General features: G+C 57.4%; 24 protein-coding genes and 1 pseudogene. 9 read left to right on the top strand and 16 right to left on the bottom strand.

Features of this window, described 5'->3' with window-relative positions; translation table 11 throughout:
- The first annotated feature begins 287 nt into the window (after positions 1–287).
- Positions 288–1,253, top strand: a pseudogene (locus AC3B8H_RS08810) (PepSY-associated TM helix domain-containing protein).
- A 270-nt stretch (positions 1,254–1,523) separates the two neighbouring features.
- Here the strand turns inward: AC3B8H_RS08810 and nirJ are convergent.
- The 12 genes from nirJ to AC3B8H_RS08750 form a co-directional block, all read right to left on the bottom strand.
- Positions 1,524–2,663, bottom strand: coding sequence for a heme d1 biosynthesis radical SAM protein NirJ (gene nirJ / locus AC3B8H_RS08805; protein ID WP_488441217.1), 1,140 nt, complete (start codon positions 2,661–2,663; stop codon positions 1,524–1,526).
- A gap of 3 nt (positions 2,664–2,666) precedes the next feature.
- Positions 2,667–3,158, bottom strand: coding sequence for a siroheme decarboxylase subunit beta (gene ahbB, locus AC3B8H_RS08800; protein WP_488441216.1), 492 nt, complete (start codon positions 3,156–3,158; stop codon positions 2,667–2,669).
- Positions 3,159–3,160: 2 nt separating this feature from the next.
- Positions 3,161–3,427, bottom strand: a complete 267-nt coding sequence (locus AC3B8H_RS08795) for a hypothetical protein (protein WP_488441215.1) — start codon at positions 3,425–3,427, stop codon at positions 3,161–3,163.
- A 12-nt stretch (positions 3,428–3,439) separates the two neighbouring features.
- Positions 3,440–3,634: a ribbon-helix-helix domain-containing protein gene (locus AC3B8H_RS08790; protein ID WP_488441214.1), complete on the bottom strand. Its 195-nt coding sequence runs from the start codon at positions 3,632–3,634 to the stop codon at positions 3,440–3,442.
- A gap of 71 nt (positions 3,635–3,705) precedes the next feature.
- Positions 3,706–4,149, bottom strand: coding sequence for an Lrp/AsnC family transcriptional regulator (locus tag AC3B8H_RS08785; RefSeq protein WP_488441219.1), 444 nt, complete (start codon positions 4,147–4,149; stop codon positions 3,706–3,708).
- A 2-nt stretch (positions 4,150–4,151) separates the two neighbouring features.
- On the bottom strand, positions 4,152–4,718 hold the full coding sequence (gene ahbB / locus AC3B8H_RS08780) for a siroheme decarboxylase subunit beta (RefSeq protein ID WP_488441213.1): 567 nt from the start codon (positions 4,716–4,718) through the stop codon (positions 4,152–4,154).
- On the bottom strand, positions 4,711–5,166 hold the full coding sequence (locus tag AC3B8H_RS08775) for an Lrp/AsnC family transcriptional regulator (protein WP_488441212.1): 456 nt from the start codon (positions 5,164–5,166) through the stop codon (positions 4,711–4,713). Before AC3B8H_RS08775 ends, ahbB (AC3B8H_RS08780) begins: the two co-directional genes overlap by 8 nt.
- 3 nt (positions 5,167–5,169) lie before the next feature.
- Positions 5,170–6,342, bottom strand: a complete 1,173-nt coding sequence (locus AC3B8H_RS08770; protein ID WP_488441211.1) for a cytochrome D1 domain-containing protein — start codon at positions 6,340–6,342, stop codon at positions 5,170–5,172.
- A 15-nt stretch (positions 6,343–6,357) separates the two neighbouring features.
- Positions 6,358–6,963 carry a Uma2 family endonuclease gene (locus AC3B8H_RS08765; protein ID WP_488441210.1) on the bottom strand — a complete coding sequence of 202 codons (606 nt, stop codon included), beginning with the start codon at positions 6,961–6,963 and terminating at the stop codon, positions 6,358–6,360.
- 62 nt (positions 6,964–7,025) lie between these two features.
- Entirely contained in the window at positions 7,026–7,334 is a 309-nt protein-coding gene (locus AC3B8H_RS08760) for a c-type cytochrome (RefSeq protein ID WP_488441218.1), read from the bottom strand.
- Entirely contained in the window at positions 7,334–7,642 is a 309-nt protein-coding gene (locus AC3B8H_RS08755) for a c-type cytochrome (RefSeq protein ID WP_488441209.1), read from the bottom strand. The genes AC3B8H_RS08760 and AC3B8H_RS08755 overlap by 1 nt, the downstream gene beginning before the upstream one ends.
- Positions 7,639–9,222, bottom strand: coding sequence for a cytochrome D1 domain-containing protein (locus AC3B8H_RS08750; protein WP_488441208.1), 1,584 nt, complete (start codon positions 9,220–9,222; stop codon positions 7,639–7,641). The genes AC3B8H_RS08755 and AC3B8H_RS08750 overlap by 4 nt, the downstream gene beginning before the upstream one ends.
- A gap of 212 nt (positions 9,223–9,434) precedes the next feature.
- On the opposite strand from AC3B8H_RS08750, the gene AC3B8H_RS08745 reads away from it, so the two are divergent.
- The 5 genes from AC3B8H_RS08745 (at position 9,435) to AC3B8H_RS08725 (ending at position 12,345) form a co-directional block, all read left to right on the top strand.
- Positions 9,435–9,998, top strand: coding sequence for a MarR family winged helix-turn-helix transcriptional regulator (locus AC3B8H_RS08745; RefSeq protein ID WP_488441207.1), 564 nt, complete (start codon positions 9,435–9,437; stop codon positions 9,996–9,998).
- Between the two features lie 27 nt (positions 9,999–10,025).
- Positions 10,026–11,018, top strand: coding sequence for a 4-hydroxythreonine-4-phosphate dehydrogenase PdxA (pdxA, locus tag AC3B8H_RS08740; protein WP_488441206.1), 993 nt, complete (start codon positions 10,026–10,028; stop codon positions 11,016–11,018).
- 140 nt (positions 11,019–11,158) lie between these two features.
- Positions 11,159–11,317 (top strand): hypothetical protein, encoded by a 159-nt coding sequence (locus AC3B8H_RS08735; protein ID WP_168033175.1) that lies wholly within the window; start codon positions 11,159–11,161, stop codon positions 11,315–11,317.
- 213 nt (positions 11,318–11,530) lie between these two features.
- On the top strand, positions 11,531–11,812 hold the full coding sequence (locus AC3B8H_RS08730) for a DUF5710 domain-containing protein (RefSeq protein WP_488441205.1): 282 nt from the start codon (positions 11,531–11,533) through the stop codon (positions 11,810–11,812).
- On the top strand, positions 11,809–12,345 hold the full coding sequence (locus AC3B8H_RS08725) for a YgjV family protein (protein ID WP_488441204.1): 537 nt from the start codon (positions 11,809–11,811) through the stop codon (positions 12,343–12,345). The genes AC3B8H_RS08730 and AC3B8H_RS08725 overlap by 4 nt, the downstream gene beginning before the upstream one ends.
- 98 nt (positions 12,346–12,443) lie before the next feature.
- Here AC3B8H_RS08725 and nifS read toward each other — a convergent pair whose 3' ends face one another.
- The 3 genes from nifS to AC3B8H_RS08710 are packed head-to-tail and all read right to left on the bottom strand — an operon-like array spanning position 12,444 to position 14,940.
- Positions 12,444–13,658 carry a cysteine desulfurase NifS gene (nifS, locus tag AC3B8H_RS08720; RefSeq protein ID WP_488441203.1) on the bottom strand — a complete coding sequence of 405 codons (1,215 nt, stop codon included), beginning with the start codon at positions 13,656–13,658 and terminating at the stop codon, positions 12,444–12,446.
- Positions 13,651–14,565 carry a Fe-S cluster assembly protein NifU gene (gene nifU, locus AC3B8H_RS08715; protein WP_488441202.1) on the bottom strand — a complete coding sequence of 305 codons (915 nt, stop codon included), beginning with the start codon at positions 14,563–14,565 and terminating at the stop codon, positions 13,651–13,653. Before nifU ends, nifS begins: the two co-directional genes overlap by 8 nt.
- Before the next feature lie 18 nt (positions 14,566–14,583).
- Positions 14,584–14,940 carry a HesB/IscA family protein gene (locus AC3B8H_RS08710; protein WP_488441201.1) on the bottom strand — a complete coding sequence of 119 codons (357 nt, stop codon included), beginning with the start codon at positions 14,938–14,940 and terminating at the stop codon, positions 14,584–14,586.
- 197 nt (positions 14,941–15,137) lie between these two features.
- Here AC3B8H_RS08710 and AC3B8H_RS08705 point away from each other — a divergent pair, with 197 nt between their 5' ends.
- From AC3B8H_RS08705 to AC3B8H_RS08695, 3 genes are all read left to right on the top strand, one after another.
- Entirely contained in the window at positions 15,138–15,416 is a 279-nt protein-coding gene (locus AC3B8H_RS08705) for a nitrogen fixation protein NifZ (protein ID WP_488441200.1), read from the top strand.
- Between the two features lie 153 nt (positions 15,417–15,569).
- Positions 15,570–17,168 carry a SagB/ThcOx family dehydrogenase gene (locus AC3B8H_RS08700; protein WP_488441199.1) on the top strand — a complete coding sequence of 533 codons (1,599 nt, stop codon included), beginning with the start codon at positions 15,570–15,572 and terminating at the stop codon, positions 17,166–17,168.
- A 259-nt stretch (positions 17,169–17,427) separates the two neighbouring features.
- Entirely contained in the window at positions 17,428–18,078 is a 651-nt protein-coding gene (locus AC3B8H_RS08695) for a hypothetical protein (RefSeq protein WP_488441198.1), read from the top strand.
- 305 nt (positions 18,079–18,383) lie between these two features.
- Here AC3B8H_RS08695 and AC3B8H_RS08690 read toward each other — a convergent pair whose 3' ends face one another.
- A complete protein-coding gene (locus AC3B8H_RS08690; protein WP_488441197.1) occupies positions 18,384–18,791 on the bottom strand; it encodes a hypothetical protein in 408 nt (135 codons plus the stop codon).
- Positions 18,792–18,954 lie beyond the last annotated feature (163 nt).

Here is an 18,954-nt window from a genome sequence, read left to right as displayed (position 1 = left end):
GTTCATTTATCGGCCCCATCAAAATCGAATACTGAACTCCGCCAAACCACGGACGGCTATAACGGTATACAGCCCCGCGCGTTTCGCCGGTAGCCTTTTACAACATTCGATGGCATAGCGTTATTACATTCAAGTCGGCTCCGCGACGGAAACGCGCTAATAACGTTCGCCCCCGTGCCTGTCGAAGGTCCACCTTACCCAGCTCTCTTTCTCGCGGAAAGAATTCTGTTTCCACTTTTACGACAGCCTTCTCCCGGGTAACGCAACAATTCAGGTTCGCTAGCTAGCTGGACGCGACACTTCTGAGTTTTGGTACATCGTTACGCCGGCTAATACATGGCATTTTTTTGAGCGTGGCCAGGCTGACCGGTTGCGTGCTGGCCTTTTATCACGAATTGGACGACTGGCTGAATTCGGACCTGTATCGGGTGGAAGTCCGCGATCAGGCAATGTTGGACGGTTTTATGCTGCGCGACAAAGCGTTGGCGTTGGAACCGAATGCCCGGATCGACCAACTGATGTTAAACCGAGAACCTGGCCGGACTTTCGAAGCGGTATTATCGCCGCGCCTCGACCCGGCGACCGGCAAACCCTACGAATTGGCTCATCAAAGCCTGCGCCTGCATCCGGACACCGGCGAACTGCTCGACTACGCCAAGGACGAAAGCTTGTAGCCACTGACCCGCCGCAACATCCTGCGAGTGATCTATAGCCTGCATTATTCGATAGCCTTGGACGAAGTCGGGGCGTGGCTATTCGGCATTGTCGCGCTGCTATGGACCGTCGATTGCTTTGTCGCGTTTTACCTAACCTTTCCGGTGCGACGCAAACCCAAAGCCTATCCGCTGCCCGATTTACCCCAGTTCGGCTTCCGGTCGCGTTGGGCGATCGCCTGGAAAATCAAATGGCCGGCCTCGGCGTTTCGGCTAAATATTGACTTACATCGGGCCGGCGGTTTGTGGACCTGGCTGATGCAGTTCGTGTTCGCTTGGTCGTCGGTCGGCTTCAATTTGAGCGAAACCGTCTACCAACCGGCGATGGTCGCGTTGTTCGATATGCCGGACTTACCGCAATTTCCGGTCCCGAATCTGCAGGAACCGCGCATAGCCTGGCGCGAGGCGCATGCGATCGGCCTGCGTTTGATGGCGGAACAGGCCCAGGCGGCGCACGTGCGGGTGCTGGCCTACCCGCCGGGAAAGAGGGGAGGGGTAGTGCCGCGGATGGCGAGCTTCGAACTGTCCATGCCGCCTTGATTCCGGCGATTGATGCCGGAATGACAAGCTCCGGTAACCGGAATTCTGAAATCCGACAAAGTAGTATTGACCCTGGTAACATTGCAAGGGATTGGACATTGGCGAGATGTCCAGTGCGGGAACGTTGTCGGTCGCGGTCGGAGCCGCTCCATAACGAAATCCCGCTGCAATCTTCAACCCGAGGGAGGCGCTTTGCGGCGACTGTTCTCGCTCCAGGGAAAAATACTTTCATAATGGTATAGCGATCCGTTGACCTAATAGCATCCGCCTCTAGCGGGCAATTTCCGCGTCGCTCAGATAGCAGCCGGGGTCCTCAGCCCAGAAGTCGCCGGTCAATTGTTGGGCCCGGACGCGGGTGTTGCCGTTACAGATACCTTGATAATAACAAGCACCGCAACGGCCTTGCAAGGGCCTAGGCGAGGCTTTCAATCCGGCCATCAACGGATCGGAGACATCGGCCCAGATGTCCGAAAATGGCCGTTTGCGAACATTCCCTAGATCGTAATGCCACCAGAAGGTGTCGGGGTGGACATTGCCCAGATTGTCGATATTGGCGACGTTGACGCCGGAGGCATTGCCGCCCCATTGCTGCAATTTGGCCTGAATGTGCTCGGCGCACTCGGGAAAGCGGCGTTTGAGCCAATGCAGAAAATACACCGCATCGGCGTCGTTGTTGCCGGTCACCACTTCGCGGTGCAGGCCTTGTTGCTCCCAGTTCAGCACTGTCTCGAATAAGGTATCCATCACCTTGCGGGTCAATTGAAATTCGGCATCGTCCTTGCGGTTTTTATTGCCGCGCCCGCCGTAATTGAGGTGTGACAGGTAAAACTTGTCGATGTCCTCTTCATCCATTAATTGCAGCAAGGCTTCGAAATCGTGGGCGTTATCCTGGGTCAACGTAAACCGAATGCCGGCCTTGATCCCGTGCTCGCGGCACAGGCGAATGCCGGCCAGCGACGCATCGAACGAACCTGGCTTCTGGCGAAATTTATCGTGAGCCTCGCGCATGCCGTCCAGGCTGACGCCGATGTATTGGTAGTCGATCGCGGCGATTTGGGCGATGTTGGACTGGTCAATCAAGGTCCCGTTGCTGGACAAGGCCACGTAAAAGCCCATGTCGCGGGCGCGCTGAGAGATCGCGAAAATATCCGGATGCAGCAGGGGTTCGCCGCCGGACAGAATCAGCACCGGTACCTTGAACGCCTTTAGGTCGTCCATCACCGCATAAATTTCCGGCGTGGTGAGTTCGCCGGGGAAATCGATGTCGGCCGACGTGGTGTAGCAGTGCTTGCAGGTCAGATTACAGCGGCGGATCAGATTCCAGATCACCACCGGGCCGGACGGCTTGCGCGCCGGCTTTGTCGGCGTCGGCTCCAGCACTTCACGCATGAATTGGCTCAGTCTAAACATGGCTTAGCCACCAATCCGCAAGCCGGTTTTTTTCAAAATCTTGGTGCTGTACAACACTTCGTGGGCGCGGGCATGTTCGCCCAGGCGCTCGGCAATCATCGCCACCTGCCGCTCGGCATCCTGCTCGGTTTTCGCGTGCACCATCGCAAACAGGTTATAGGGCCAATCCGGCAAATGCCGGGGTCGCCGGTAGCAATGGCTGACGAACGGCAGCGTCGCCACTTGTTGTCCAAGCGCGTCGACAAGCTGATCTTCGACATCCCACACCGTCATGCCGTTAAAGCGATAACCCAGCTTGTAGTGATTGGGCACCGCCGCGATACGCCGAATCACGCCGGTCTGTTGCATCTCGGCCAGACACAACATCACGGTTCGCGCGGACAATCCCAGTTGTTCGGCCACTGCTTGGTATGGCTCCGCGACCAAGGGCAGGCCGGATTGGGTGGCTTGGACGATTTGACGGTCTAAGGGATCGAGCACTCTAAGCCGGGTCACGGTCATTTGCGGATCAGATAACCGATCAAGCCGCCGGTGGCCGCGGAAAGAATCGACATCGCCCATTTCTTTTCCTCGGCACTGGCTGAACTGGGTAGCAACGTGGAGTAACACAGGGTGGCAATCGTGATCACAAAACCCAACGCCACCACGAACAGAGCCAAATCCTTGAATAATCTTACCCGCCGCTCGCCGTCGGTTTCTTCCCGGTTTACCGAAACGCTGAAGGTGTGGTCGGGCGGAGGCTGGTTAAGATCGATATGGTTCATAAACCAATAATTTCAGTTTCCAATTTTTGGGTGGTCGGCTCCACCAAGCCCAGCTTTAGCCCACGCCGGCGACCATCCTGCGCGGCCAAGTAACAAGGTCATGGCCTTGCGCATGATCTCGCTTTTGTTGGTTTCATTTTCCTGGGCCACGCGATCAAGCTCGCGATTGAGATCATCGGACAACACCACATTGAAACGAACGGACATAGCCAACTCCTACTAAACAAATCGTGCGCGTTTTATACACCTATTTCACGTATCCAACAAACTCCGCCCGATTAAGCTTCCAATTGCAAACCCACGTAATATTCGTGAATTTTCGGCATGTTATAGACGGCGAGGCCGGCGCGGCGCTCGATTTCGGCGATCACCTCCGCCACTTGCTCGGGTTGTTCGGTGGCCAGCACGAACCACATGTTCAAGACATGGTTGCGGGCGTAATTGTGGGCGACTTCCGGGAAGGCGTTGACGATGTCGGCGACTTCGTCGAAGCGTTCTTCCGGCACTTTCAGCGCCGCCAAGCTTAACGCGCCGCCCATGTGCTCGGCGTGATACATCGGCCCGAAGCGGGACAGCACGCCGTCGGACAGCAAGGCTTGCAAGCGGCTCAGTAAATCCGCTTCCGCAATGCCCAATTCGTCCGCGACCCGCCGGTAAGGCGACGCGCAAATCGGAAAACCTTGCTGCAGGCGGTTGACGATGGCTTTGTCGATGGCATCCATATTCAAGCCATTTGCAAAGCGAAACTCAACCCGCTGGCCGTCGGCTCTGCTCGCGCTGCTCCGGCCGAAACCGGGCTTTCTTGATGGTTGACGTAACGGGCGTATAAAGCCCCGCGCTGCTTGAAGCAACGCCGGCTGAACAACACTTCGCAGGCGAATTCACTCAAGCGGCAGACCTCGCGCAACTCGGCCCACTGCGCCAACACGACGTCGCGGCTCTTGCCGTGGATCATGCAATACAGGTTATACGGCCAGATGTCGCCTTGGCGCGGCCGTTGATAGCAAAGGTTGACGCAGGCCTGCCGGCTGACCAACCCGCCAATCTCGGCAACCCGATGGTCGGGCACGTTCATCACGATCATTGCATTGGCGCGATAGCCCAGCTGCCGGTGTTTGACGACGACGCCCCAGCGCTTGATCAAACCCTGCTGCTTCAAGCTGGCCAAGCGGACAAGCACCTCGGTTTCGCTCAAGCCCAAGCGCTCGGCGATCAGCGCATACGGCCTGGCGGCAATCGGCAGGCCAGCCTGTACGGCGGCAATCAAACGGTAATCGGCGGCATCAATCATGCAAATTCAACTCGAAGCCCAGGTTAATAAAGTAGTCGGCCAGCATCGGCAATACCATGGCCGAATAGCCGGCCTGCGCTTCGATGGCGGCAATCACCGCGTTAAGATGGTTTTCGTCATCGGCGATCAGCACAAACCATAGATTGAAGCGATTCTCGCGTTCATAGTTATGATTGACCTCCGGATAGGCGCTGACCAATTCGGCGACGCGGGCCAAGTCGGATTCCGGCACCGCCATCGCCACCAGCGCGCTGCTGCCGATGCTGTTCGGCGTAATCACCGGACCGATCCGGCTGATCATTTGTCGATCGGCCAAATGCTCGAAGGCCAGCAACACCTCATCCTCGCTGACGCCGAGCTGTGCGGCGATGTCCCGAAACGGCGTCGGGCTCAGCGGAAAATCCTGCTGATAATCGTTGAGCAGGCGTTGTTGCAACGGTGTCAGCATGCGCTACCAGCCTATCCGATTCGCGCGGTCCGAGAAAAAGATTCCGCTGGGCTTTTGCGCCGGCAAGCGCGCGACTTCGGCAAAGGTTTCGGTGTCGTAAACCATCAGCCTGTCCTCGTCGCGCACCGCCAGCCACACCGCTTCGCCGCGCGGGCTGAATTCCATGTGCAGCACGGCCTTGCCGGGTTGCAGGGTTTTTATTAGGCTGAAATCCTTGACGTCGATGACCTGCACGGTCTGGTTGTCCGGAAACGCGAAATTCACCCAGATCTGCCGGCCATCAGGTCGACCGCTGACAAACACCGGCTGGCCCGCCACTGGAATCCGCTTGACCAACTCCCAGTCTTTTTTATCGATAACCAGCACTTCATGCGCCCCGATGGCCGGCACGAACAGCCAATCGCCGGCAATGGTCCAGCCCTCCAGATGCGGCATTTTGTAGACCGGCAATTGCTCGTCGTCCTTGCCGTAGTCTTCCAGAATATGCTGAACGCCTTTATCCGGCTGCCACAAATCCAGCAAGGCCAGGCCTTTTTCGCCGAACAAACCGGCGGCATAGAAATGGCCGTCGGGACTGAGCAAGGCGTCGTAAGGCGCTTTGCCAATGTCCTTAAATTTTTTAACGCCGGGTTGGCGCGGATTTTTGGCGTCGATCAACCAGATTTCATTGGCTTCGAACAGGCTACAGACGAAGCGCTGGCCCGGCGCATCAACCAGGCCGACGACCTTGGACAATTTATTGTCTTCACCGTAGACGGCCGGAATTTCGGCCAGCGACTCCAGCGTTTCGGCGTCAAACAGTTTCACGCCACCCGGCGTGTAATTGGAGACGGCAATGACCCTGCCATCCTGGGAAATCGCGCCGCCGATGCTGTTGCCGGCCTGAATGATGCGTTTGTCTATCTTGTCTTGCAGTAAATCGACTTTGGTCAGCCCGCCGTCGCGGCCAAACACGTAGGCGTAGCGCTGATCGCGGGAGAACACCACCGAAGCATGCGACAAGTCGCCCAAACCTTGGATACGGCTCAGCATTGCCGGTTTGCTGGTATTGACGATTTGCACCGTACCGGCCTCCCGCTCGATCACCACGCCGAGGTCGCCGGTGGGGCGAAGCTCAGCGCGGATGGATGTAAAGCAAAACAATGCCACGCAAATGGCAACGGTGAGTCGATTCATAAATCCATCTGAAAATTATTCGGCAAACACTTCCTGCAAGTCGATAGCGCAGTCCGGGAATAGATGTGGCGTTGCACTGTCCTCGCCGGAAAACATGTTCAGCAAGCGGTATTGATCCCCTGCTTCGTCGAGTACAAATTGGTGTACTGCTTGTTCGAACGGATAGACAATCCAGTATTCCTTGACCCCGCTTTCCCGGTACAACTCGAATTTAGTCTGCATTTCTTTTTTGGAATTGCCTTGCGACAGAATCTCGATAATCCAGTCCGGCGCGCCCAGGCAACCGCGTTGATCCAATTTCTCGGTTGCGCAAATTACGCACAAATCGGGTTGGACGACTGTATAAATATCCTGATTGGCAACGACTGATTTCCGGCGGTCGTAGAGTCGGACATCGAATGGTGCGGAAAAAGCCCGGCATGGCTTTTTTCTGAAATACTCGAATAACAATCCGCTCAACTGCCAGGAGATCCGCTGATGATCCAAACTCGGCGCCGGGCTCATCAAACTGATCTTGCCTTTGATCAATTCCACGGTTTCGTTCAAACGCCAGTTCAGATAATCGGCGTAGGAATAGTGACCGTTTAAATCCAGTTGCGATAATTGAGTGATGGTAGACATGATCCTGCCTCTCGAAGATTTGAATTCCGGCAATTTTACCCGGCTAAGCACCGACAATGCAGCTAATACGCTTGCCGTAACCGGCCTACCATCCAAGCTATTTCGCGGTCGTCCAAAAACGGCTTCCAAGCCGGCATCGCCGTACCCGGCCTGCCGTTGCGAATTGCATCGATCAACACCGCATCGCTTTTGCCGGCCAACGCTTCCGGCATCAGCGACGGCCCCAGGCCGCCTTTCGGCGGCAGACCATGGCAGGAGCCGCAATCATGCTTGAGCATGTTCAGCAACTCCTGCTGCCGGGCCGGGCCGGGTTCTTCACCAGATACGCCAAAACTCAACACGCAGCCCAGCACACAGCCAACGCGACGCATCAAGGCTTGACGCTACCGTAATACGCGGCGATGTCGTTGATTTCGCTATCGGTCAGCGAACCGGCAATCGCGTTCATGATGTCCGATTTGCGGGTCTTGTCGCGGTATTGCTTGATCGCGGTTTTCAAATACTCGGGATCGCGGCCGCCCAGCGGCGGAAACGGCGCGTCGGCGCTGGGCATCCGGATACCGTGACATTGCGCGCAGACCGCGCCGGCCTTGCTTTGGCCGACGTACAAACTCGTCGCCTGCCCGGGACCGGCCGCGATGAGGCCGCCGAGCAGGATCAAGGAAATTTTTGCTCTCATTTGCCTTGCTCCATTTCGTCGGGCGACAAGCCGCGGGTCATATATTTGACCCGGCCTCGGGAGAAAATGCCGGCCGGGCTTTCCATCGGAATGCTGGCGACTTTTTGCAGGCTGTTGGAGTCGTAAACCACCACTTCATCGCCGTTATAACCGGCTGAGATATACAAGAATTTGCCGTCGGCGCTGTATTCCGGAAAGTAGGCGTGACCGCCGACATCCAGGGTTTTCGCCACTTCCAGCGTTTTCTTGTCGATCAACTGCACGGTGCGGGCCCGTCTATCCTTGCTGATAATGTCCACCGCGACATAAGGCGCGTTGGCGTGAGCAGCCGGCGATTCGGTGCCGCCGGATACCGGTACTTGCTTGACGACTTCCATTTTGTCCAAGTCCCAAACGCTGACCACCATTTTGTCGCAATCGCCGAAGTTGGTGCCAAAGCCCAGGGTACGACCATCGACCTTGACCGCCGAACCGCCGCCGACGTGCGGCACGCAACCGGCTTCGAGTTTTTTGATCAGCTTGCGTTCTTCCAAATCGATCGCGGCGACGATGCTGTCGTCATAGGACGCGACCATCAATTTCTTGCCGCCGTGGGTCAGGAAGGCGTCATGCAAATGGTGGCCGACGTTTTCGATGCGGGTCACCGGGAAGCCTTCTTTTTTGTAATCGACCACCCAGACCTGGCCAGCGTTTTCCAGCGCGATCGCGAAAATGTCGGCATACGGAGTGCCGATGATCATGCCGGAATCGGAGGAAACATGCTTGCCGTCGGGATCGGTGCCTTCCAGTTCGAAGGTTTTCAACGGCTCCAGCGTGTCGGCATCCAAAATCACCGCGTTATGCGGCACGAAGGAACCGGCCATGATGTATTTTCCGTCGCGGGATACGCCCATGCCGGGGCCGTTCCAGCCGGTTTTGATGCTGCGTACGGCCTTCATCGAGTAAAGATCGACCTTGAAAATCTCGGCGGTGTCGGTTTTGACATAAGCCCAACGCGGGTTGGCCGGATTGAAGTCAATGATATGCGCGGCGGTGCCGGTAGCGACCTCACCCACTTTTTGGTGGGTGGCGCTGTTGATAAAGATGGCTTTCGAACCTTCGCCGCGACCGTATTTGCCGCGCGCCGCCACACCGATCAGATTTTCGAATTTGTCGTCGATTTGAAACGTCGGCTTGGCCGGCAACGTGGATTCGTCCTTGACGTAGACTCTCAGCGACTTCTTCATGTCGTCGATGGTCCAGGCGGGATTCGGTTGCTTCGGCGTGGCTTGCAAATATTTGATGACGCCACGAATTTCATCGTCGCTGAGCTTGCCGTAGAACGGCGGCATCAGCGTATCGAAGCTGCCGGCCATCACGATGGTGCGCAACGCGGTGGGACTGCGGCCCTTCAGCGTGGTGGCGTTGATCGCCGGGGCCAAATAACCGCCCAAGTCGGAGCCGTGGCAACTGGCGCAGTTATCTTGAAAAATCTGGTGCATGTCGTCCGATTTTGCATTCGCCAATCCGGATGCCAACAGCGTCGCGACGGCGCCCGCCAATAGGGATAGGTTCAGTTGTCTTTTTCTAATTGTTTTCATTGAAATTCCTGGTCATCCGCTGGTGAAAAAAAGAGTCAACGCGCGGCATTAAACCATAAAAGGTCAAGCCGGACAGCCTTGCGACCCGCATGGTAAAATGAGCGCTTGTTGACTCCAGGCCGAATGTTATACATTAATGTTTCGATTCGCTATCAATTTAACGCTCGATGCATGCTCTTGTCAACCTCTCGAATCCAAACCCAAAGCGACTTATGCAACAGACTGATATTTATGAACTTATCGAGTGCATGACCACGCTGATCCGCTCCGAGGAACGGAAAAAATGCACGGAACTGGGCTTGCAACCGGTCCATTTCCAGGTGTTGAACTACCTGTCGCGCTGCAATAAATACAGCGACACCCCGGCGGCGGTCGCCAATTATTTGGGAATGACGCGCGGCACCGTGTCGCAATCACTGATTATCCTGGAGAAAAAAGGCTACATCGGCAAACGCCAGGACACCCGCGACAAGCGCGTCGTCCATCTGCAATTGCTGGCCGACGGCGCCGAAGTGCTGAAACAAGCCAGACCGTCCGATTTATTTCAAAGCGCCACCCAAATCCTGATCGCCAGCGACGCCCCGCCGTCCGACGCCAACGTATTTCAACAAGCGCTGACCGCGCTGCAAAAAGCCAACCAATCGCAATCGTTCGGCGTTTGCAAAACCTGCCGGAATTTCAGCGAGAAAGACGGCGACTATTTCTGCCTGCTGACCCAGGAAAAACTCAGCAGCACCGATAGCGAACAAATCTGCCAGGAACATGCGCCGCGCTAACCTTGGCGGCGGCAAGCGGCACTCCGCATGACTCCGGCGGTCCGCATCGCGCTGACGCCGGGCGAACCGGCCGGCATCGGCCCGGACTTGTGCGTGCAGCTCGCGCAATCCGCCCATCCCTGCCGGTTGGTCGCGATTGCCGATCCCGAGCTGTTACGGCAACGCGCCGACAAACTCGGTCTGCCGCTGACGATAGACCTCTTCGACCACCACGCGGCTATCGAACCCGACAAACCCGGTCACCTCACCGTCCTGCCGGTCGCAATGAACGCGCCGGCCGACTGCGGCCGACTCGATCAGGCCAACAGCGCCTATGTGCTGGAAACGATACGGCTGGCGACCCTGGGCTGCCTGGACGGCCGGTTCGCGGCGTTGGTAACAGCGCCGGTGCATAAGGGCATTATCAACGACGCCGGCATCGCGTTTAGCGGCCACACCGAATTCATCGCCGATATCACCGGCGGCACTCCGGTCATGATGCTGGCGACGCCCGGCCTGCGCGTGGCGCTGGCCACCACCCACCTTCCGCTGGCGCAAGTCAGCGCGGAAATCACGCCATCAAGTTTGACGGCGGTCATTCGCTTACTGGACCACGACTTACGCCAACGTTTCGGCATCGCCCAACCGAAAATTCTGGTCTGCGGTCTGAATCCGCACGCCGGCGAAGGCGGCCATCTGGGCCGAGAAGAAATCGAGATCATCGAACCGACCCTGGAATCCCTACGCACGGCCGGTTTGAACCTGCTCGGGCCACTACCGGCCGACACGCTGTTCACCCCCAAATACCTGGACGACGCCGACGCGGTTTTGGCGATGTACCACGATCAAGGCCTGCCGGTACTGAAATTCAAAGGTTTCGGCCAAGCCGTCAACATCACGCTGGGACTGCCCATCGTCCGAACTTCGGTCGATCACGGCACCGCGCTGGAACTGGCCGGCACCGGACTGGCCAATCTCAGCAGCCTGAAATTCGCATTGCAAACCGCGCAGGAAATGACGGCTAACACTCACCCGGCCTAAATCGGCGTCTAGTGGGCTTTTTCACAAAGTTCCGGCAAATTTGCTTCTTAATAAGAAATAAGCCATGTCAAGTTCGGCCCATTGTTAATTAACTGCATTAGCCCTATTGTGTCAGCGTGTTAGATTTTCAGGAGATCGACATGAGTAATTTACAACGCGACATACTGACAGGTTTGATTTTCGTCACCGGTCTCGTCGGCTTTTTCTCCGGCGAGTACATCATTTCCTCCGCGCTATTCGCGGCCAGCACCTACGCCAGCAATCTCGGCGGGGACGATAGAAAAAACCACTCGAAGTAAGCCGGAAGTTTCGCGAATTCAGGAGACCGGGACCGATCGGCGCGAACCCGGCGCATGAGCATCGGCGCTGGCGACTCTGGCCGCGCCGCTCCGCCCAGCGCGCGGCGGAGCGGCGCGCATTCACCGCATGGACGGTGATAACGATGGCTAGCCGAAGCGGCGATGCACTAAAATGCCGGCGCGGGTAGGTACCCGCGCAGTCTCTGATTCGACATGACCGACAGCAAACTCTATTTGAACGTGCCCTACGCCCAAAAGGACGCCGCCAAGGCACTGGGCGCGCGCTGGGACGCCGCTGCCAAGAAATGGTACGTACCGGCCGGCAAGGATCCGGCCGCCTTCGCGCAATGGGCCGGCGCCGAGCTCGGCGACCCTTCGCCCAAACCGGTTAAGACCGCTCAAACTAAGGCATCGACCGGCAACGGCACGGTCACGCTACCGACGATCGCCGATTTCGTTCCCTACGACGGCGACGAACCACCCTGGAACCCATGAACGAACTGGCCGGCCTGTTGGCGGGCCCGCCGATTCAACACGGTTGGGCCTATCTGGCCGGCGGGATCGGCGTAATCGTCGAATGGCGCGCCTACTTTGCCGAAAATGGACTGAGATTCAGGCGCTGGTCGGCGGCCGGCGCGCTACTGTGGGCTTTGCAATATGCATTGCTGGACGCCTGGACCGCCGCGCTGACCATGGCCTGCACCGCCTTGCGCACGGCGCTATCCAGCCGCTGGACGCATGCGCCGCAAAAACACTGGGCGACGACGCTGTTTGTCGGCCTGTTCGGCGTGCTGACGTGGATGTCCTGGCAAGGCGCGATTTCGTTATTGCCGGCTTTCGCCGTGATCAACACCACCCTGGCCTTGTTTTATCTGGACAATCGCCGCATGCGCATCGGTCTTTTGGCTTCCAGCCTGGCCTGGATCGGCAACGACTGGTTTTGGCAAGCCTGGCCGGCATTTTTAGCCGAAAGCGTGGCGATGTTGATCAACCTACGCACGCTAAGCCGACTACCCGCGCACCGTTAACCGCGAAATCGTTAGCGCCTGAATGTAAAAAACCCCAGGCGCGGCTTGCACCGACGCATGGGGTTTAGTGGCGAAGCGGACCAAGCCCCTTGCCGGCTTTAGGCGTAGGTTGGTTGAAACGCCTGTTCCGGATTGGCGACCGGGCAATTGTTGACGCTATCCCAGTACGGCGACAGTTTCCGCAAGGTTGCGACAATGTTAGGCATCACTTTCAGCACCTCTTCCACTTCGCTCATCGTGTTGTAGCGCGAGAACGAAAAGCGGATGGTACCGTGGGCGGCGGTGTAAGGAATATCCATCGCCCGCATCACGTGCGAAGGCTCCAACGAACCCGAGGTACAGGCCGAGCCGCTGGACGCCGCGATACCAGCCTTGTTGAGCAGCATCAAGATCGCTTCGCCCTCGATGTATTCGAACGCGATGTCGGTGGTGTTCGGCAAACGGTTTTCCAAATCGCCGGTTGCGAAGCAATGCGGTACCGCCTCGACAATGCCTTTCTCCAGCCGGTCGCGCATCGCCATGACCTGGGTGTTTTCGTATTCCATATGCTGCATCGCCAGTTCGCAAGCCACGCCGAGACCGACGATGGACGCCGTGTTCTCGGTGCCGGCCCGGCGGCCGCGCTCTTGATGGCCGCCGCGCAGCAACGGCCGGAAGCGGGTGCCGCGGCGCAAATACAACACGCCTATGCCTTTGGGCGCGTGCAGTTTATGGCCGGACAGGCTGAGCATGTCGATTTTGGTGTCCTGCAACATCATCGGAATCTTGCCGACCGCCTGCACCGCGTCGGTATGAAACATCACGCCGGCCGCGTTGGCCATTTCGGCCATTTTTTCGACCGGGAATATCGTGCCGGTTTCGTTGTTGGCCCACATCACCGAGACGATCGCGACTTGGTCGGACAACAATTTTTGGTAGGCATCCAGATTCAGCCGGCCGCGTTTGTCCACCGGCAAGCGGTGTATCGTGTAGCCTTCTTTTTCCAGATTTTCGACCAGATTCAGGATCGCCGGGTGTTCCACCGTGGTGGTAATGATTTCCTTGCGATTCGGTTGGCATTTGATCGCCGACAAAATCGCAGTGGAATCCGACTCGGTGCCGCATGAGGTAAAGATGATTTCGGAGTCGTGCTCGGCGCCCAACAATTCCTGAACCTGACTGCGCGCTTTTTTGATGGCCCGCGCCACGCCGTCGGCGAAGCGGTGAATCGACGACGGGTTACCGAACTGTTCGGTGAAGTAGGGAATCATCGCATCGACAACGATGCTGTCCACCTTGGTGGTGGCGTTGTTATCCAGATAAATGTCAGGCATGACCAGCCTCCTGGATGTTCACCAATTTCGGCATTTGCGAAGCCGGGACGACTTTAATGAATTCGCCCATGACTTCCATCAGCCGTTGCTGGATACCGGCAATCGTCATCGCCGACATTTGGCAACCGTTGCACGCGCCGGTCATGTTGACGTAAGCGGTTTTATCGACCACTTCCACCAACTCAACGTCGCCGCCGTCGGCCATCAATTGCGGACGGAAGGACATGATCACTTCCTCGATTTTCTTGATGCGTTGCAGATTGGTCATCGGCCCTTTTTCGGCAACGACCGGCGTGGGTTTAGCGGCCGGCGCGGCGGTCGGATCGAAGGATTCGCCGCGTTCCTTCAGGACCTTTTCCAGGATCGCTTCGATGTCTTCATGGCAAGACGCGCAACCGCCGCCAGCCTTGGTGAAGTTAGTCACGTCCTCGACGGTGCGCAGTTTGTTGGCCCACACCATCTCTTCGATCATCACCGCATCGATTGCAAAGCATTTGCAGACCAACGCGCCTTCCGCATGATCGTCTTTCCACTCTTCGCCGCGATAGTTGGCGACCGCCGCTTGCAGGGCTTCGCGACCCATCACCGAGCAGTGCATTTTTTCCGGCGGCAGACCGTCGAGTTCGGCGGCGATGTCTTGGTTGGTCACTTTCAACGCTTCGTCCAGCGTCAAGCCCTTAATGATTTCGGTCAAAACCGAAGAGGACGCAATCGCCGAACCGCAACCGAAGGTTTGGAAACCGGCGTCTTCAATGATTTCGGTATCTTCGTTGACCCGCAACGTCAGACGCAACGCGTCGCCGCAACTAATGGAACCGACTTCGCCGATCGCATTGGCATCCGCCACCGCGCCGGCATTTTTCGGGTTGAAGAAATGATCTTTAACTTTATCTGAATAATCCCACATGACATTGACCTCGCAAACTTAAGAACAGGATTTAGGAGCACCGCCGTTATCGCCGGTAGTAAACGACGAACCGCAGGCACAGCTTTTCACTGCGTTGGGATTGGTAAACTTGAATCCGGAGCCTTCCAGGCTGTCGACGAAATCGATGGACATGCCGTCCAACTTAGGGAAGCTGAGCGGATCGACAAATACTTTGACTTCGCCGCAGTCGATCACGCTATCATCGGGATTTTCCTTCGCTTCCAACCGCAAGCCGTAAGACAAACCGGAACAACCGCCATCGGTAACCTCGATGCGCAGTCCGCCGGTCGGCTTGTCGGAACTGCTGATAAAACGACCCACGGCCTTAATAGCGCTTTCTGTTAATGTAATCATGTTCTTGAGTCTCCTGAGAACGGTTTGGCATTGATCTTGTAACTCGTTAATGCAACCAGCATGCCATGCCCGCCGATTCCGGCACAAAGGCTGAATTTGCTGGATAGCAGGCCGCCGAAATCCTCGATTCGGCGAGCCGTTTCGCAACAATGCCGGCCTTTTTGTCGGCTTTGCTACAAACAAGATTGGAGAAAAAAATGAACGTAGAAGATTTGGATTTGGGCGACGTGGTTTACGCGGCTCATAGCATCATAGACGACGGCAGCATGCCGGAAGGCGAGGAAGGCGCGGTGCTGGCCGAAGCCGGCGCCCGCGGCGTGATCGTCATGAAGGGCCACGTCGAGGAAGACCCGTCGCTGACCGTATTCCTGGTGCGCTTCGAAGATCAGGAGATGAATTTGGGCCGGCCCATCGGCTGCTGGAGCGAGGACCTGGTCGCGCCGGAACCGGAGGCCGAAGCGGTCACCCACCACTAAGCCGTCACGCCTGCACGGCTTAGCGGCGAATGAACGACATTGGCGTGGCAGCGGCTACAACCGCGACTGACGGCGTTCCGACACCGGATTGGCGCCACCGCGCCCAATGACTTTCCCAGCCATTCGTAAATCAAACCACGCCCATACCCACTCATGCCGAACGCCACCGCCGTCGTCCAGTACCACAACCGGACCAAACACCAACTGAATGCCTATGCCAAGGGCCCGGAATCGCTGGACTGGGACGACCAGCCCAGCCCGTTTCGGCGTTTTGCCGGTTGCGATATCGTCAAGCTGCCGCTGCCGGGCGCCGAGCTGGCCTGCCGCTTCGCTGAGTTGGACCACCCCGCGAGCATCGCCCCTCGGCCGGCCTCGCTGAAAAATGTCGGGCTATTGCTGGAACTGGCCTTCGGCTTGTCGGCCTGGAAGCAATTCGGCCCGGACCGCTGGTCGTTGCGCTGCAATCCGTCCAGCGGCAACCTGCATCCGACCGAAGCCTATCTGGTCAGTACCGACCCCAAGCTGCTGGGCCCCGGCGTCTACCACTACGTCAGCCACGACCACGCATTGGAACGGCGGGCGGCGTTCAGCGCCGACGGTTGCGAGCCGGCGCTATACCTGGGCCTATCGTCCATCCATTGGCGGGAAGCCTGGAAATACGGCGAACGCGCCTTCCGCTATTGCCAACACGACATCGGCCATGCCCTGGCCGCCCTGAGCTACGCGGCGGCGGGACTGGGCTGGCGGGTGGAATTGCTGAGCGAGGCCGGCGACGCCGACATCGCCGCTTGGTTGGGCTTGGACCGGGCCGACGACTTCGTGGCCAACGAACGCGAAGCGGCCGACCTGTTTTGTCGCATTCACGCCGACGCGCCAAGCACGGCCGCTTTCGATCCGGCCGCTTTGTCGGGTTGCCTGCAAACGGCGGAATGGTTCGGCAAAACCGGTCGTTTGAGCGGCCGGCATTTCTACCGCTGGCCGGTAATCGACGAAGTCGCCGAACACGCGCTGAAACCGGCGACGCCGATCGAGCGGCAAATCTGGCCGGCCGCCAACCTGCCCGCTCCCAGCCGGGACGAACTCGCCAGCCGCTTGATCCGCCAACGTCGCAGCGCCCAACACTTCAACGGCAAATCGGCGCCGCTGCCCGTCGCCGACTTTTACCGCATCCTCGCCGCGCTGCTGCCCGGCGCCAGACCGCCGTTCACAGCCTGGAACTGGCCGGCGCAAGTGCAATTGTTTTTCTTCGTGCATCGAGTGGATGGTCTGGAGCCGGGACTTTACTGTCTGCCGCGCGCCGGCGAACTCGACGCGTTGAAACAGGTCTGCTCCGCCGATTACATTTGGCAGCGCGTCGAAGCGCCGTTCGAGTTTTACCTGTTGACCGCAGGGAACGTTCGCCAAGCCGCGAAAACCCTATCCTGCCATCAGCCGATCGCCAGCGACAGCGCGTTTAGTCTAGGGATGCTCGCCCGCTTCGCCGCCAACGTCAACGCCGAAGCCTGGCGCTACCGGCGGCTGTTCTGGGAATGCGGCCTGCTCGGCCAAATTTTATATCTGGAAGCCGAAGCCGCCGGCGTGCGCGGCACCGGCATCGGCTGCTTCTTCGACGACGCCGTCCACGGCGTCTTGGGCTTGCAAAACGACACCTGGCAAAGCCTCTACCACTTCACCGTCGGCGAACCGCTGGACGACAACCGCCTGCAAACCTTTCCGGCGTACGCGCATTTGAGCGATCAGAATCCATCCTAACGACCTGTAATAATCTCTCGCCTGAATAGGGCGTCCCATTGCCTCATCGAATCCGACCGCGCGATATTTCGTATTCGACACGTCATATCGTGTCGAATACGGATGCACCACCGACTGAACGATCTTCGGTCGGCTCCCGCCAACTGGCTAGAGGCCCCGCTATCACTGCGATTTCAGTTTATCGCCGCCGATTGATGATATTTTGGCACAAGAGTTGATTCGGCTGAGGGAACTTAACCTTAGGTGCGGAGAACACGGTATGAATATTTCAGGCGGAGTAGAAATCAAAGATCGAGTCAGAAGTTTTTTTAAGAAGGGACATAAGTCCAGCAATAAACTTTACAAAGTAACCCAGGACGGTCATGCCGAGGTCTGGCCGATGACCGCCAAGCACGAAAAACGCTGGAATGAGTGCGGTGCCTCCTTTAAGCACCGAATTAGCAGTGCAACATCCGATTACGATATCGCCGAACAACTGGTGAAGATGAATATCGGCGATCGATCCGGAAATTGCGGTGAAATGGCCGCATTAAGCGGATATTACGCACTAAAAATTCACTTCATCAAACGCGAACTGATTTATATCGGCAGCATTCACGATAAGGGCGATCATGCTTTTTGTCTGATTTCAGAGGACACGCTTAATAGCAAACACCTTAATTTTTCGAGCGTGGCCGAATTTTCCCAATTGCAAGCCGCGAAAGCCTGGTTAATCGTCGATCCTTGGCTCAACACTGTTTGCAGAGGCGACCAATATCTTTTAGAAAGCGGGAACAAACTGGAAGAATGGACCACTGACGGCAAACGCGTCAGTTGGAAAAGCGGTAGCCAAGGTCCTGGCTGGTACGTACCCAATGGTGAATATAAAACCGAATTTGGGAAGGCCCCGTTAAAATTTAAGCCTTTCTAGATAAACCGGTACGCGATTCGTTTGCTTTGGTCTGGGCTGAATCGGAACCAGAGTCGAAAAGTCGGACCACCCTTCAGTTAAACGACTAGGACTTTACGTCACCTTGCAAGGGTTGAGGGAAGCTTGGATTTGGTCCTTATTTTCGATACTTCTGAGTCTGAAGGTTCCGGCCGAAGTAGCCATCGACTCAAGGATTTTCTCGACACAGGCGCGCTTTCACAATCGTGGGGCAGATCCTCTCTACAGCCTCGCTAGGCGTAAATTTCGGCCCCACTGCGATTTTGGTCAGGTGGAAGTTCGTAAGCTCACACCCACTCGTCCACCCCGCCCGGCAACGGCATGCCGTCGATGCGTTTAAGCTGGGTCAGCACCGATTCCAGAAAGTCGGTATTGGCGCCACGGCTCTTGTCGAAGGCAATCGCGCCTTCGATTTGGCCGAGATAATCGATCTTGACGTCGGCGCTGGCTTGGGGATCGGCGTTTGCGAACAGGTTGCCGTGCATCATCGGTGCGATGTCCAGCAAGCCGTCCACGCCGGCCTTGATCAGCGAGTTGATTTCATTCAGTGACACGTTGTGTAGATCGACCGTCCGCATGGCATTTCCCGCGACCGGAGTTGCGCCCGCTTCGCGACTGGTTGGGTTGGCCGGCCGGCTATTGCCGGCTTGGGCCGTATAGGTGGCAAGGGTTTGCCCGATCGACTGAATGTTCATGGTGACCTCCCATTGTTAAGCAAGCCCTTAAATGCCTTGGATTCGTCATTCCCAAGAAGTCGGAAATCCATTGTATCCGCGTGGCTCCCGCTCGCGCGGGAGCCTCGACAGGACGGGCCGAGTGAGTCGAGCGGCTGGCGGCTCAGTGTGACTGGCACTCTTT

This window comes from Methylomonas sp. BG-2, from assembly GCF_057766305.1.
The sequence above is the reverse complement of the archived record's forward strand: the minus strand, read 5'-3'. Positions and strand labels throughout refer to the sequence as shown.